Below are 14,498 nucleotides of genomic sequence, written 5' to 3'. Positions count from 1 at the left end.
ATGCCAGGGAGTCCCACATGAGTCGAATTATTCCGTCGTTTCTACAGCGTGCTACCGGCAGCAAACGCCAGGGTCCACCGCCGTGCGACTGCGAAGTGCCGGTCAAACGGGAAACTACGATACGCAAACAGGCCGCCGAACCCGGCAAGCGCCGCTTCGACGCCCGCGGCCTCGTCCTGCCTATTGTGGTCATCGCACTGTGGTGGGCAATCTCCCAGGCGCATCTCGTCAAGAGCGGCCTGCTGGTAAGCCCCGGCCAGGTGCTGCAAACCGCCTGGGAGCAGATCACGAGCGGCGCGTTGCTGCGCGCGCTATCGGCCTCGCTCGCGCGCGAAGCAAGCGGCTTCGTCATCGGCACGGTAGGCGGCCTGTTGCTTGGCAGCGTACTCGGCCTGTCACGCATCGCGACGCGCCTGATCGGCCCAAGCTTCGACACCTTCAAGCAGATCTCGCTGTTCGCGTGGATCCCACTGATCTCCGTGTGGTTCGGCCTCGGCGACGCGGCGAAGATCGTGTTTCTCTCGCTCGCTGCGTTGCTGCCGGTCACCGCGCACACCTTCGACGGCATTCACGCGGTGCCGCGTGCGTATATCGAAGTGGCGCGCGCCTTCCGCTATTCGCGCCTGCAGATGATCGGCTACGTCATTCTGCCCGCCGCGCTGCCTTCGATTTTCACCGGCATCTATCTCGCGTTGATCTATTCATGGCTCGCCACGCTCGGCGCTGAATATTTGCTGGTGGCCGGCAGCGGCATCGGCAATACGCTGATCGACGGCAGCGAGCAGTTCCGCATGGATCTGGTGCTGTTCGGAATCATCGTCATCGGCCTCACGGGCTGGGCGCTCAATGCTTTGGCGCGCGCAGTCGAACGCGCGGTGCTGGCGCGACGCCTGCCGGCTTCGAACTGAGCGCGCTTGCGACGCTAACATCAGGATCTCGTTCATGACCACCCCTCTCCCCGACACCATCGACATTCTGCACGTCAGCAAGCACTACGCCCAGCGCGGTGCGGCCCTGGCGGTTCTCGACGACATTACGCTGCGGGTACGCCCCGGCGAATTCGTCAGCGTGCTCGGCTCGAGCGGTTGCGGCAAGTCCACGCTGCTGCGGCTGATTGCCGGACTCGACACCGACTACGGCGGCGAGATCCGGGTCGCCGGCGAACCGGTGCGCGACACCTCGCTGGAACGCGGCATCGTGTTTCAGGACCACCGGCTGTTTCCGTGGCTGACGGCTTCGCAGAACATCCTCGCCGCGTTGAGGAATGCGCCGCTTTCGGCGAAGGAGAAACGCGAAGCGGTGGCGGAACACATCGATCTGGTGGGCCTCGCCGGCTTCGAGCAGGCCTACCCGCATCAACTCTCAGGCGGGATGGCGCAACGCGTCGCGATTGCCCGCGGCCTCGTCAACCGGCCACGCGTGCTGCTGCTCGACGAACCGTTCGGCGCATTGGATGCACTCACTCGCGGCCGTCTGCAGAACGAATTACAACGCATCTGGGAACGCGAGCGCATCACCATGATTCTGGTCACACACGACGTCGACGAGGCGCTTTATCTCGGCGATCGCGTGGTCACCATGGCGCCGCGTCCAGGACGCATCAAACGCGTCGTCGAGGTCGCGCTGCCGCGACCGCGCGAGCGCAGCGATCCGCGCTTCATCCGTCTGCGCGAAGAAGTCCTGGCCGATTTTGCCGAGGACGGCACGACGGCGCACCACGAAGCGGATGGCCCACCTCCGGGTGGCCACCCGCCCAACCCGCCGATCACCGAATGGCGGCTCGCATGGTGACGCCACGCGTACCGAACCACCCCGCCTCTCATTCACGGAGCAAACGATGAGCGAACACAAGCGGCAAATCAGGCTAGGCGCATTTCTGATGGAAACCGGCCACCACATCGCCGCATGGCGTCATCCGGATACGCACGCGAGCGGCGGCCTCGATTTCGCGCACTATGCGCAACTCGCGCAGATCGCCGAGCGCGCCAGGTTCGATGCGATCTTCTTCGCCGACAGCGTCAGCGTGCGCGACACCAACCTGCCTTCGCTCTCGCGCACCGCCCGCGCCGATCACTTCGAGCCGTTGACGCTGCTGTCGGCGCTCTCGGTGGTGACGCAGCATATCGGCCTGATTGCGACTGTCTCGACCACCTTCAACGAACCCTACAATCTCGCCCGCAAATTCGCCTCGCTCGATCATCTGAGCGGCGGCCGTTCGGGCTGGAATCTCGTCACATCCAGTACGGAATCCGAAGCACACAATTTCAGCTTCGAACAGCACCCGGACCATGCCGTGCGCTATGAACGCGCCCGCGAGTTCTACGACGTCGTGGCCGGCCTCTGGGATAGCTGGGAAGACGATGCGTTTCTGCGCGACAAGGAGAGCGGCGTCTACTTCGATCCGGACAAGCTGCATGTGCTCAATCATCGCGGCAAGCACTTCAAGGTGCGTGGGCCGCTGAACGTCGCGCGTTCGCCGCAGGGCTGGCCAGTGGTCGTGCAGGCCGGGGCTTCCGACGCAGGCAAGGAACTCGCCGCGCAAACCGCCGAAGTCATTTTCGTCGCGCACCAGACGCTCGAAGAAGCGCAGGCGTTCTATCGCGACGTCAAGGGACGACTCGCGAAATATGGGCGCCAGCCCGAGCATCTGAAGATCATGCCGGGCATCTTTCCGGTGATTGGCCGCACCCAGGAAGAAGCGCAGGAAAAGTTCGACGCGCTGCAGGCGTTGATTCACCCCACCGTGGGCCTGTCGCTGCTGTCGAACATGTCCGGCGGTGTCGACCTTTCCCAGTATCCGGTGGACGATCCTTTGCCCGAACTGCCTGAGACCAACGGCGGCAAGAGCCGTCAGCGGCTGCTGTTCGATCTCGCGCGCCGCGAGAACCTGACCATCCGCGACCTGTATCTGCGCATTGCCGGCGCTCGCGGTCATCAACAGGTGGTGGGCACGCCGCAGAGCATTGCGGACCAGTTGCAGCAGTGGTTCGAGGAAGAAGGCGCCGACGGCTTCAACATCATGTCGCCGTGGCTGCCGGGTGGACTGAGCGAGTTTGCCGAGCTCGTCGTGCCCGAACTGCAGCGGCGCGGCCTCTTCAGAACCGAATACGAGGGACGTACGCTGCGTGACAATCTGGGGCTGCCGCGGCCGCAGAATCGTTATACGCAGCAGGCTGCCAAACAGGCCTAGTCAATGGCCTCAGCGCGCTACACCAATTGCAGGCTCATTCGGCCCATGCCTCCGGCAAGGTCTGCGTGAGCGTCGACACGAAACGCGCAGTCTCGGCTTGCCGAGGCTGCGTAAAAATCTGCCGCGAAGCGCCCGCCTCCACCACCACGCCGTTGTTCAGGAACACAACGTCGCGTGCAATCGACGCTGCCAGACGCAGGTCGTGCGTCGCCATCAGCATCGTCATGCCTTCCTTCGCGAGTTGCTTGAGGACTTCCACCACCTCCGCAGCCAGGCCCGGATCGAGCGCCGAGGTTGGCTCGTCGCACAGCAACACCTCCGGCGAAGGCGCCAACGCCCGCGCAATCGCCACCCGCTGTTGCTGGCCGCCGGACAGCGTCGCGGGCCATGCATCCGCCTTGTGCGCGATGCCCACCTTGGTCAGCAATTCATGCGCACGTTCCCGTGCCCGTGCCTTGTCCCACTTCAGAACCGTCAGGAGACCTTCCATCACGTTCTGCTGCACCGTCAGATGCGGGAACAACTGGAAGTTCTGGAACACCATGCCGGTGCGGCGCCGGATCGCGAGCACGGCATCGCGCCCAGGCTGATGCTCGCGGCTGAATTCGAGGCGCTGCTCGCCCAGTTCGAGCGAGCCGCCCTCGGGAATCTCGAGCAGGTTCACGCAGCGCAATAGCGTGCTCTTGCCGCTGCCCGACGGGCCGATCAATGCGGTGACATTGCCCGGGGCCAGCGTGAGGTCCACCGAGCTCAACACCCGATGTTCGCCAAAGAACTTCTCGATGTTTTCCAGTTTGATCATCACTGTCCTGCCTGGAAAAGCGCGTGCCGGCCGAAGCGCTGTTCGAGCTTCACCTGTGCCGACGACAACACGGAACTGAACACCAGATAGACCAGCGCCGCTTCCGAATACAGGATCAGCGGTTCGTACGTCACCGAGGCAATCCGTTGCGCCGCCTGAAACACCTCGGGCACGGTCAGCACCGCGGCGAGCGAGGTGTCCTTGACGAGCGAGATAAACGAGTTGGAAAGCGGCGGCAACGCGACGCGCGCCGCCTGCGGCAGGATCGCGCGGCGCAGTGCCTGGCCGCGCGTCATCCCCATCGAATAGGCGGCTTCCCACTGCCCTTTCGGAATCGACTCGATGACGCCGCGGATCACCTCGGAGTTATACGCGCCGACGTTCAGCGAGAAGCCGATGATGGCCGCCGTCAATGGGTCGAGCACGATCCCCACGTTCGGCAAGCCATAGAAGATCACAAATAGTTGCACCAGTAACGGCGAGCCGCGAATCAGCCAGACGTAGAAGCGGACGATCGCCACCGCCCAGCGGGGACCAAACAGGCGGATCAGCGCGGCGGCGAACGCCAGCGCCAGGCCGAGCGCAAACGACGCGAGCGTGAGCGGCACAGTGAACACGAGCCCCGCGTACAGCAGGGGCCACAGCGACTGCGCCATCAGATGCAACCAGGCTGGCATGATTCAGACCCTTCGGAGCCGAGCGGCGCTTACTGGGAGACGTCCTTGCCGAAATACTTCTGCGAAATCTTTTCGTAGGTGCCGTCCGCCTTGATGTCGGCGAGCGCCTTGTCGACCGCCTCGACCAGCGCCGGGTCGCCCTTGCGCAGCAGCACTGCCGAGTGGTCGCTATCGCTGGAAGCGTCGACCGCGGCAATCTTCACCTGGGCGTCCGGCTTGTGCTTCTTGAAGTCGAGGAACGACAGCGAATCGTTGACCGTCGCATCGACACGCCCCGAGGTCAGCAGGTCGATCGATTCGTTAAAGCCCTGCACGCCCACCACATCCGCCCCGTGGTCTTTCGCAATCCTGCCGAAGTTGCTGGTCAGCGTATTGGCCGACTTCTTGCCCTTCAGGTCGTCGAAGGTCTTGATGGTCGTGTTGTCCGAACGCACGATCAGCACCGCGTGCGAGGTGATGTACGGGGTCGAGAAATCGTATTTGACCTTGCGCGCATCGGTGACGGCGACCTCGTTGATCACGGCGTCGTAGCGGTTCACGTCGAGGCCGGCAATCAGGCCGTCCCACTTGCCTTCGACGAACTCCGGCTTCACGCCGAGACGTTTCGCGATTTCGGTGGCGATCTCCACGTCGAAGCCGGTCAGCTTGCCCGATTCGTCGTGGTAAGTGAACGGTGCATAAGTGCCTTCGGTGCCGACCTTGAAGACACCCGCTGCCTTGATCTGCGCGAGTTCGTCGGCGGCGAATGCCGAGGTTGCGGCCGCCGCCTGCAGCAGCGCAATCAACAGAATGGAACGAATCGATTTCATGAGAGTGTGCTCCGTAGGTATTGGTATGGAGATTCAATGCTGCCCGGCTAGCCGCCCCGGCAGAGTGGGCGGACTGTAGCAAACGGTCTCCGTTTCTACAAAGCATCAAGTTTTCGAAGAATATGCGCGGGGCTGATAAGCCCGCGTGGCGTGGCTTTGCGTGCTATCGGAAAGACTCCCGGGAATGCGGGCGGCTCGCCGTTACAATAGGGCATGAGGCACCGAGGCGAGGCGCTATGTTCGGCGGCATCTTCCACATCGTGACGGACCGCGACGGCAACCGTCATTTCTACGCCTATACCGACAGCGCCGTCGTCGCCACGCTGCTCGTCATCGCGCTGCTGCTGTTCATCCTGCTGACCAGCGCGCTCTGCTACTACCTCACCCGCCTCATCATGCTGTGGATCGTCGGCCGGCTCGCGCGCGGCGAACGCCGCAAGTGGCTGCAGGCCGCCGTGAAGCACAAGGTGTTCGACCGCCTCGCGCCGCTCGTGCCCGCGTACTTCGTGTATCTGTCCGCCCCGCTGCTCTCGGGGCTGTCGTTTCCGGTGATCTACCTGCTGGGGCCGCCGCTCGAAACGCTCGCCGCGTGCTACATGGTGCTGACAACACTGCGCGCGGCCTTCGCGTTCCTCGCCAGCATTGAAGATCGCTACAGCCACTTTCCGCACGCCGCCGAGCGGCCGATCAAAAGCTTCCTGCAGGTCACCACCATCGTCCTGTATCTCGCGGTCCTGATCGCGCTTATCTCCCTGCTGCTGCATCGCTCGCCCGCGTATTTCCTCACCGGCGTGAGCGCGATGACCGCGCTCCTGATCATCATCTTCCGCGATTCGCTGCTGGGCTTTGTCGCCAGCATCCAGCTCGCCGCCTACGACATGCTGCGCGTGGGCGACTGGATCGAAGTGCCGGGCTTCGTCGCGGACGGCACCGTCATCGACATCGCGCTAAACACGATCAAGGTGCGCAATTTCGACAACTCCATTGTCACGATCCCCAGCTACGTATTGCTAAGCAATGGCGTCAAGAACTGGCGGGGCATGGTCGAATCCGGCGGGCGGCGTCTCAAGCATGAGATTCATCTGGATACGGATAGCATCCGCTTCGGCGATGACGAACTGCTCGCGAAACTGCTGACGAGCACGGATTTGCAGACGGCCCCGGGCGCGACGAACGAGGGCCAGCGGTTGACCAATCTCGGCATGTTTCGCCGCTATCTGCTGGCGTATTTTCGTCAGCATCCCGCGATTCGCACCGATATGCCGCTGGTGGTCCGGCTGTTGCAATCGACCGAACGCGGCCTGCCGCTGGAGGTGTTCGTGTTCATCAACGACACCGATTGGGAGTCGTTCGAACACATCCAGTCGGACATGCTGGACCATGTTTATGGCGTTCTGCCGCAGTTCGGATTGCGCGTCTGGCAAAAGCGCTAACGCACCCACACCACGTCGCGGTTCACCGTGTACAGCCGGCAACCGCTATGGCCGCTGCTGCAGGCCACCAGCGCATCGTTGATCGGATCGACGCCCGATCCCGCTCCCCATGCGCCGTCCGGCGCAATCGCAAAGGCACGCGGATAGCGCGTACCCAGGAATCGTGTGTAGGCCTGACGACCTTGCGCATTCAGATAAGGCACGGCCGTGCTGTCGGCCAGCGCGGCGAACTTCGTCGCCGGCGGCTGACCGTCGAGCCGCGGCCAGACGACGGTGTTATCGACCGCATAGAGCTGGCAGTAACGCGTCAGCTTCCAGCAGTGGTCCAGCACGCTCTGCCCCGGATCGAACCCGCCCGAGCTCCAGACAGCACTCGTTGCCCCGATCGCAATCGCACGCGGCAGCGGTGCCGCCAGAAAGCCGCGATAAAGCGTATCGCGCTGCTTGTCGCTCAGGTACGGCACGGCGTCGAGGTCGTTGATATCCGCATAGGCGCTCGCCGCGCGCGCCCGCTGCGGCAGATACTCCGGGTCCACCTCCTGGCTCGGCATGCCGATGCCGGCGAGAAACGTATCGGCTCGCTGCACCCAGAGCGGCAGACCCGCCGCCGAAGCCGTCATCGCGTGGGCGTCCTTCTGGAACACGCCATAGTCGACCAGTTCGGCATGAGCGCCCGCGGCGGTGTACTGCCTGAACATCGCCTGCCAGGTCGGCGCGGCGAAGATCTGATCGTTGTCGCCGAAGAACCAGATCGAGCGCAGCTTCGTATGCGCGCCGAGCTGTTGTGCGCCGCTAATCAGGCTCGCGTCCGGGCTGCGGCAATCGGATTCTTTCACGCCGCCCGCGAAGCTCATGAGTCCCTTGACGTCATCCGGACCGAGCGCGCCGAATGCCAGCGTGTTCCACCCGCCCATGCTCTTGCCGGCCACGACGATACGCGAAGCGTCGATGCCGGGCTGCTGCTTGACGTAATCGAGCACCTTGCGAATGTCGTGGGCCGCATCGAGACCCAGCGCGACGATGTCGCAGCCATGCGGGCGCATCTGCCCGTCCGAGCCGGCGTAGCCGCGCATCATCGGCATGGCGACCGCGTAACCGCGCGAGAGGAAATAGTAGGGAATGAAGTTGTCGCCGACGCGCGGTGCGTTGGCCGGCACCGGCGACGTGCCGTGATTCACGATGACAAGCGGAAACGGTCCGCCGCGCGAGGGCATGAACAACGTCACCTTCAGGCGCACCAGCGGGGCAGTCGCCACAGGTACGTCGAGAACCTGCTCATTGAGCGGCGCGCGCGGCGCGTCCTCGGCGGGAATCGCCGGAGCGGCCAGGCTGGGCCGCGACAACCCGATCAGCGGCACCACGAGAAGAAGCAAAACGATTCGCAAGATCGAGCGCGACATGTGCGGCTTTTTGCGGTTGGCGCGAAGTAGTGTGAAAGGGGGTGGAAGGAATGGAAAGCGGATGCAGGCGGCAGGACACGCCTGCATTCGTTTAACGGCAGGCGGAGCGAAAACTGAAGACTGCCTGGCGTACCGGCGCGCGTCGTTATGGTTCTGTAAGCGCGCTAGCCGCATATGCGTTGACGATGCCGGGCTGGCACGTCAAAAGAAACCGGCCCGTCGACACAACGTCACGGGCCGGTGTCACACTCGTTACCGCTCAACCGCATGCGGCTCCTTGAGCTTGTTGGCCACCCGGATTGCATCGAAGTAAGCCGCGTTCGGCGGACGCTTCAGATACTGACCCGCGCCGCGCACCGCCCGCAGATCGCCGTCCGTCCACGCCAGCGCGCCGCGCGTCAGCGTATGCGTTGCCACACCCTGCACCGTCATGCCCTCGAACACATTGAAGTCCACCTTCTGGTGATGCGTCTTGACCGAGATGGTCTTCGTCGCAGCCGGGTCCCACACGACGATGTCCGCGTCGGCGCCCACTTGTACCGCGCCTTTGCGCGGATACAGGTTGAAGATCTGCGCGGCGTTGGTCGACGTGATGCGCACGAATTCGTTCGGCGTCAGGCGCCCCGAATTCACGCCGTGATGCCAGAGCACCGACATGCGATCCTCGACACCGCCGCAGCCGTTCGGAATCTTCGTGAAGTCCTCGCGTCCCATGGCCTTTTGCGATGCGCAGAACACGCAGTGATCGGTCGCGGTGGTATGCAGTTGGCCCGCCTGCAGTCCGCTCCACAACGCCTCGCGGTGCTCGGCCGAACGGAACGGCGGGCTCATCACGTGGGCCGCCGCACGGGTCCAGTCGGGATCGCGATAGACCGCTTCGTCGATCACCAGGTGCCCCGGCAAGACTTCGCCGAACACCCGCAGGCCCTCGCTGCGCGCCCGCGCAATCGCATCGGCGGCGTCTTTGGACGACACATGCACGATATAGACCGGCACGCCCAGCACCTGCGCAATCCGGATCGCCCGGTTGGCCGCCTCGCCCTCCACTTCGGGCGGCCGCGAGAGCGGATGCGCTTCCGGCCCGGTGATGCCGCGCGCCAGCAATTGCCGCTGCAACTGGAACACCAGTTCGCCGTTTTCCGCATGCACGGTAGGCAACGCGCCGAGTTCGAGCGAACGCGCGAAGCTGTTCACCAGCACTTCGTCGTCGGCCATGATGGCGTTCTTGTAGGCCATGAAGTGCTTGAAGCTCGACACGCCATGTTCATGCACGAGCGTGCCCATGTCGCGATGCACCGATTCGTCCCACCACGTCACCGCGACGTGAAAGCCGTAATCGGCCGAGGCCTTCTCGGCCCAGCCGCGCCACGACTGAAACGCCTCCATCAGCGACTGGCGCGGGCTCGGAATCACGAAGTCGATGATGCTGGTGGTGCCGCCCGAGAGGCCCGCCGCCGTGCCCGTATAGAAATCGTCGCTGGCGGTGGTGCCCATGAAGGGCAACTCCATGTGCGTATGCGGATCGATGCCGCCCGGCATCACGTACTGTCCATGCGCGTCCACCATCGACGCGCCCGCCGGCGCCTCGAGGTCCGGGCCGATCTGCAGGATCGTGCCGCCGTCCTGCGGGTCCGCGCACAACACGTCCGCCCGCCAGCTACGGTCCGCGTCGATTACCGTGCCGCCGCGAATCAGGGTCGTCATCTTGCTGCCTCCTCATTGACTGCTACGTATTCATTGCCGCTGACACTGCATCGAACGGGCGGCGTACCTCACCCGCCCGTTCGACGCGCACCTCATGCGCTGGCAACCCGCGCACTCGGGCCTTTACTGAACTTCATCCAGGCGCTGTAGACAATGGATGCGAGCGCAAGGCCCACGAACCACGCATACGTGTAGAGCGTATTGAAGAATGCCGGCACGTTCGGGAACGCCGCTGGAAACGCGGTATGCAAAAAGCCCGGCAGATTCGGCAACACCCCCACCAGCAACGCCACCACGGCGCCGATATTCCAGCCGCCCGTATAACTGTACTCGCCGTTTTCGTCGAACAGTTCGCGCGGATCGAGCCGCGTGCCGCGAATCAGGAAGTAATCGACCATCAGAATGCCCGCAACGGGGCCAAGCAAGGCCGAATAGCCCACCAGCCACGTGAAGATATAGCCTTGCGTCGTGGCCAGAATCTTCCACGGCATCATCACGATCGCAATGGTCGCGGTGATCATGCCGCCCACGCGATACGAAATCCCCTTCGGCCACAGGCTCGAAAAATCATAAGCAGGCCCGACGAGATTGGCCGCGAGGTTGCAGCACATCGTGTCGAGCGTCAGGATCACCAGGGCGACGCCAACGCCGATGCCGGTCATGCGGCTGGTGAGATCGATAGGATCCCAGATGGCCTTGCCGTAGATCACCACGGTGGCCGAGGTCACCACCACGGAGATCACCGAGAGCAAGGCCATCGGCGCCGGCAGGCCGATCGACTGGCCGATGATCTGATCGCGCTGCGAACGGGCAAAGCGCGTGAAGTCAGGAATGTTCAGCGCGAGCGTGGCCCAGAAGCCGACCATCGCGGTCAGCCCCGGCCAGAAGGTCACCCAGAACAGCCCCTCCTTCTTGCCGCCGGCCACGAACTGCGACGGCGCCGACAGCATCGAACCGATCCCGCCGGCCTTCGAGGTGGCCCACCAGACGAGCGCGATACACATCACCACCTTGATCGGCGCGGACCAGCTTTCGAGCCAGCGGATCGAATCCGTGCCGTGCACGATGAAGTAAATCTGCAGAGCCCAGAAGACGAGAAAGCACGCCAGTTGTCCGAGCGAAATATCGAGGAGCGGTAACGCGTCGCCATGCAGCGCATTGCCGGTGAGGATATTGAGCAGCGTGTAGATGGCGCTGCCGCCGAGCCAGGTTTGAATCCCATACCAGCCGCACGCCACGATCGCCCGCAGCATGGCGGGCAGTTTGGCCCCCTGGGTGCCGAACGAAGAGCGCACCAGCACCGCATACGGAATGCCGTGCTTGGCGCCCGCATGGCCGATCAGCAGCATCGGCACCAGCACGATCAGGTTGCCGAGCAGCACGGTCACCACCGCCTGCCACGGCGACATGCCCTGCTCCGTCAAGCCGGCCGCAAGCATGTACGACGCGATATTCATGACCATCCCCACCCACAGCGCCGCGAAGTGATACCACTTCCACGTGCGCTGCGCGACACCGGTTGGAGCCAGGTCGTCGTTGTAAAGACTACTGCTTTGCGCGCCGGCCGCTAGCTGCGGATCGACGGGTTGCGCGGTCTGCTTCATTGAATGATCTCCAAGTCGTCGTTGCTTCGCTTAGGCCTGCGCATCTTCTGGGAATGCGTCAGGCCGCCTTTGCAGTGGCCTGCGGTGCCGCTTCCGGTGCGCCTGCATCCACGCGCGCCGGGTTGTTCGGATGCGTGGTCCAGTTCGCGTACTCGCCGGCGTCGACACGTTCCATCGTGATGCACTGCTCGACCGGGCAGACGTGCATGCATAAGTTACACCCGACACATTCGGAGTCCACCACTTCAAAATGCCGGACGCCATCCTTTTCGCGCGTAATGGCCTGGTGCGAGGTGTCTTCGCAGGCGATATGGCACAGCCCGCACTGGATGCACTTGTCCTGATCGATGCGCGCCTTGATGTCGTACTTGAGATTCAGGTACTTCCAGTCCGTGACGTTGGGCACGGCGCGGCCGCGAATCTCGTCGAGTGTGGCGTAGCCTTTCTCGTCCATCCAGTTCGACAGGCCGTCGGTCAGATCCGAGACGATCCGAAAGCCGTAGTGCATCGCCGCCGTACAGACCTGCACGCTGCCCGCACCCAGCACGATGAATTCCGCCGCATCGCGCCATGTCGAAATGCCGCCGATGCCGGAGATCGGCAGCCCTGGCGTTTCGATGTCGCGCGCGATTTCCGCCACCATGTTCAGCGCAATCGGCTTGACGGCCGGGCCGCAGTAGCCTCCGTGCGTGCCCTTGCCATCCACGATCGGCATGGGCGCCATCACATCCAGATCCACGCCGACGATCGAGTTGATCGTGTTGATCAGCGACACGCCATCGGCGCCGCCCTTATAGGCCGCGCGCGAGCCTGTGCGGATATCGCTGATGTTGGGCGTGAGCTTGACGAGGCACGGCAGCTTCGTGCCCTCCTTGACCCAGCGCGTGACCATCTCCACGTATTCGGGCACCTGTCCCACTGCGGCGCCCATGCCGCGCTCGCTCATGCCGTGCGGGCAACCGAAGTTCAGTTCCACCGCATCGGCGCCGGTGTCTTCGACGAGCGGCAGGATCCACTTCCAGTCGCGTTCGTTGCACGGCACCATCAGCGAAACGATCAGCGCGCGATCCGGCCAGTCGCGCTTGACCTGGGCGATCTCGCGCAGGTTGACGTCGAGCGGCCGGTCGGTGATCAGCTCGATATTGTTCAGGCCTGCGATACGTTGGCCGTTCCATTGCACCGCGCCGTAGCGCGAGCTGACGTTGACTACATGCGGGTCGAGACCGAGGGTTTTCCACACTACCCCGCCCCAGCCTGCTTCGAAAGCGCGGTTGACGTTATAGGCCTTGTCGGTCGGCGGCGCGGACGCGAGCCAGAAGGGATTCGGCGACGTGATGCCGGCAATCGTACAGCGCAGATCGGCCATGTTCGGCTCCTTGGAGACTCTGTTTTATCGTGATGTCGGATGTTCAGTTTGGGCGTGGCGTCCGTTACGCGTTAAGCGGCCTTGATCGCCGTACGGGCAAAGTGAGCGTCGATGGCGGCGGCGGCCTGCTTGCCGTCCTGCACCGCCTGCACCGTCAGATCGACCCCGCCCGTCGCGGCGCAATCGCCACCCGCCCACACATCCGGCAATGAGGTCTGTCCGTTTGCCTCGACGGCAATCCGGCTGCCGTCGAGCGTCAGCAACTCATGCTCCACGCCCACCGCCACCAACGTCTGGCCAATCGCCTTCAGCACCATGTCCGCCTCCACCACGAAACGTTCCGTGCCCTCCGCCGACGTACGCTCGAATTCGACGCCCGTGACATTGCCGTCACTGCCGGTTAGCCGCAGCGGCTTCGCATGCGTAATCAGCGTGACACCCTGGCTCTGCGCGAACTCGCGTTCGGCCCACGTGGCGCTCATCGTTTCCACGCCGCGGCGATAGACCATCGTCACGCTCGTTGCGCCCAGCTTGTGGCTTTGCACGGCCGCGTCGACGGCCGTATTGCCGCCGCCGATCACGACGACGCGGCGTCCCACCGGCACGGTGGCGAGATCGCTCGCCTGACGCACCTGCTCGATGAAATCCACGGCGTTCAGCACCCCGCCGAGGTCTTCGCCTGCCAGCGCCAGCTCGCGCACACCGGTGAGGCCAAGCGCCAGAAACACCGCGTCATGCTGCTTGCGCAGCGCGTCGAGCGTCACGTCGCGTCCGAGCGCCACACCGTGTTCGATTTCAATGCCGCCCACCGAGCACAGCCACGCCACTTCGCGCTGGGCAAAATCGTCGACGGTCTTGTACGCCGCGATGCCGTATTCGTTAAGGCCTCCTGCCTTCGCGCGAGCGTCGTAGATCGTCACGCGATGACCGGCGAGCGCGAGGCGATGCGCGCATGCCAGACCCGCCGGCCCCGCGCCGACCACCGCAACGCGACGGCCCGTGTCCGCCGCGCGCCTGAACAGCTCGACGCCCTGCGCCATGGCCCAATCCGTCGCATGACGTTGCAGCGCGCCGATTGCCACCGGCTTTTCGTCCTGATGGTTGCGCACGCATGCACCTTCACACAGGATCTCGGTCGGGCAAACGCGCGCGCACATGCCGCCCAGCGGATTCGCCGAGAGAATGTCCACGGCCGCGCCCTTCAGATTACCGTTGCCGATCTTGCGGATGAAACTGGGAATGTCGATCTGCGTCGGGCACGCCTGAATGCACGGCGCGTCGTAGCAGTAATGGCAACGGCTCGCCGCCACCGCTGCGGCGGCTGGGTCGAGCAAGGGCGCGATGTCGGCGAATTCGCAGGAGAGTTGCTCGGGCGACAGGCGCTGCGGGGCAATGTCGCCGGTATGCTTGATGGCCATACACGTTCCTTCCTGAATGTGAGGACGTAGCCGTGCCCGCCGGCTGCGCTCGCGCGCAGTCGGGACGGCTTGTTTTACAGGCAATACGGTCAGGC

The 14,498-nt window shown here is 63.9% G+C and carries 12 protein-coding genes; 4 read left to right on the top strand and 8 right to left on the bottom strand.

The window, feature by feature from the left end; all coding sequences use genetic code 11:
* Window positions 1–17 precede the first annotated feature (17 nt).
* From P3T42_RS05875 to P3T42_RS05865, 3 genes are read left to right on the top strand one after another with little or no spacing between them, the layout of a single operon-like run.
* Window positions 18–908, top strand: a complete 891-nt coding sequence (locus P3T42_RS05875; protein ID WP_429305421.1) for an ABC transporter permease — start codon at window positions 18–20, stop codon at window positions 906–908.
* Window positions 909–942: 34 nt separating this feature from the next.
* Complete coding sequence (locus P3T42_RS05870) at window positions 943–1,791, top strand: ABC transporter ATP-binding protein (protein ID WP_429305420.1); 849 nt, start codon at window positions 943–945, stop codon at window positions 1,789–1,791.
* 46 nt (window positions 1,792–1,837) lie between these two features.
* The gene (locus P3T42_RS05865; RefSeq protein WP_429305419.1) at window positions 1,838–3,190 is read left to right on the top strand and encodes an LLM class flavin-dependent oxidoreductase; all 1,353 of its coding nucleotides are present in this window, start codon (window positions 1,838–1,840) and stop codon (window positions 3,188–3,190) included.
* A gap of 34 nt (window positions 3,191–3,224) precedes the next feature.
* Here the strand turns inward: P3T42_RS05865 and P3T42_RS05860 are convergent, their stop codons facing one another.
* From P3T42_RS05860 to P3T42_RS05850, 3 genes are read right to left on the bottom strand one after another with little or no spacing between them, the layout of a single operon-like run.
* A complete protein-coding gene (locus tag P3T42_RS05860; protein ID WP_429305418.1) occupies window positions 3,225–3,992 on the bottom strand; it encodes an amino acid ABC transporter ATP-binding protein in 768 nt (255 codons plus the stop codon).
* On the bottom strand, window positions 3,992–4,669 hold the full coding sequence (locus P3T42_RS05855) for an amino acid ABC transporter permease (protein WP_074300072.1): 678 nt from the start codon (window positions 4,667–4,669) through the stop codon (window positions 3,992–3,994). The genes P3T42_RS05860 and P3T42_RS05855 overlap by 1 nt, the downstream gene beginning before the upstream one ends.
* A 29-nt stretch (window positions 4,670–4,698) precedes the next feature.
* Window positions 4,699–5,478, bottom strand: coding sequence for an amino acid ABC transporter substrate-binding protein (locus P3T42_RS05850; protein ID WP_074300073.1), 780 nt, complete (start codon window positions 5,476–5,478; stop codon window positions 4,699–4,701).
* A 236-nt stretch (window positions 5,479–5,714) separates the two neighbouring features.
* Here P3T42_RS05850 and P3T42_RS05845 point away from each other — a divergent pair, with 236 nt between their 5' ends.
* Entirely contained in the window at window positions 5,715–6,911 is a 1,197-nt protein-coding gene (locus P3T42_RS05845) for a mechanosensitive ion channel family protein (protein ID WP_429305417.1), read from the top strand.
* Here P3T42_RS05845 and P3T42_RS05840 read toward each other — a convergent pair.
* The 5 genes from P3T42_RS05840 to P3T42_RS05820 form a co-directional block, all read right to left on the bottom strand.
* Complete coding sequence (locus tag P3T42_RS05840) at window positions 6,908–8,311, bottom strand: dienelactone hydrolase family protein (RefSeq protein ID WP_429305416.1); 1,404 nt, start codon at window positions 8,309–8,311, stop codon at window positions 6,908–6,910. The two genes, P3T42_RS05845 and P3T42_RS05840, sit on opposite strands and share 4 nt — an antisense overlap.
* A gap of 252 nt (window positions 8,312–8,563) precedes the next feature.
* On the bottom strand, window positions 8,564–10,015 hold the full coding sequence (gene hydA / locus P3T42_RS05835) for a dihydropyrimidinase (RefSeq protein ID WP_074300074.1): 1,452 nt from the start codon (window positions 10,013–10,015) through the stop codon (window positions 8,564–8,566).
* Between the two features lie 92 nt (window positions 10,016–10,107).
* Window positions 10,108–11,619 carry an NCS1 family nucleobase:cation symporter-1 gene (locus P3T42_RS05830; protein WP_074300075.1) on the bottom strand — a complete coding sequence of 504 codons (1,512 nt, stop codon included), beginning with the start codon at window positions 11,617–11,619 and terminating at the stop codon, window positions 10,108–10,110.
* Window positions 11,620–11,677: 58 nt separating this feature from the next.
* A complete protein-coding gene (gene preA / locus P3T42_RS05825; RefSeq protein ID WP_429305415.1) occupies window positions 11,678–12,985 on the bottom strand; it encodes an NAD-dependent dihydropyrimidine dehydrogenase subunit PreA in 1,308 nt (435 codons plus the stop codon).
* A gap of 71 nt (window positions 12,986–13,056) precedes the next feature.
* On the bottom strand, window positions 13,057–14,403 hold the full coding sequence (locus P3T42_RS05820) for an NAD(P)-dependent oxidoreductase (protein WP_429305414.1): 1,347 nt from the start codon (window positions 14,401–14,403) through the stop codon (window positions 13,057–13,059).
* Window positions 14,404–14,498: the final 95 nt, after the last annotated feature.

Source organism: Paraburkholderia sp. GAS38 (genome assembly GCF_050434965.1).
Taxonomy (GTDB): Bacteria; Pseudomonadota; Gammaproteobacteria; order Burkholderiales; family Burkholderiaceae; genus Paraburkholderia; species Paraburkholderia phenazinium_A.
Note: the sequence above shows the minus strand (reverse complement) of the source record. Positions and strands in the feature narration are given on the sequence as shown.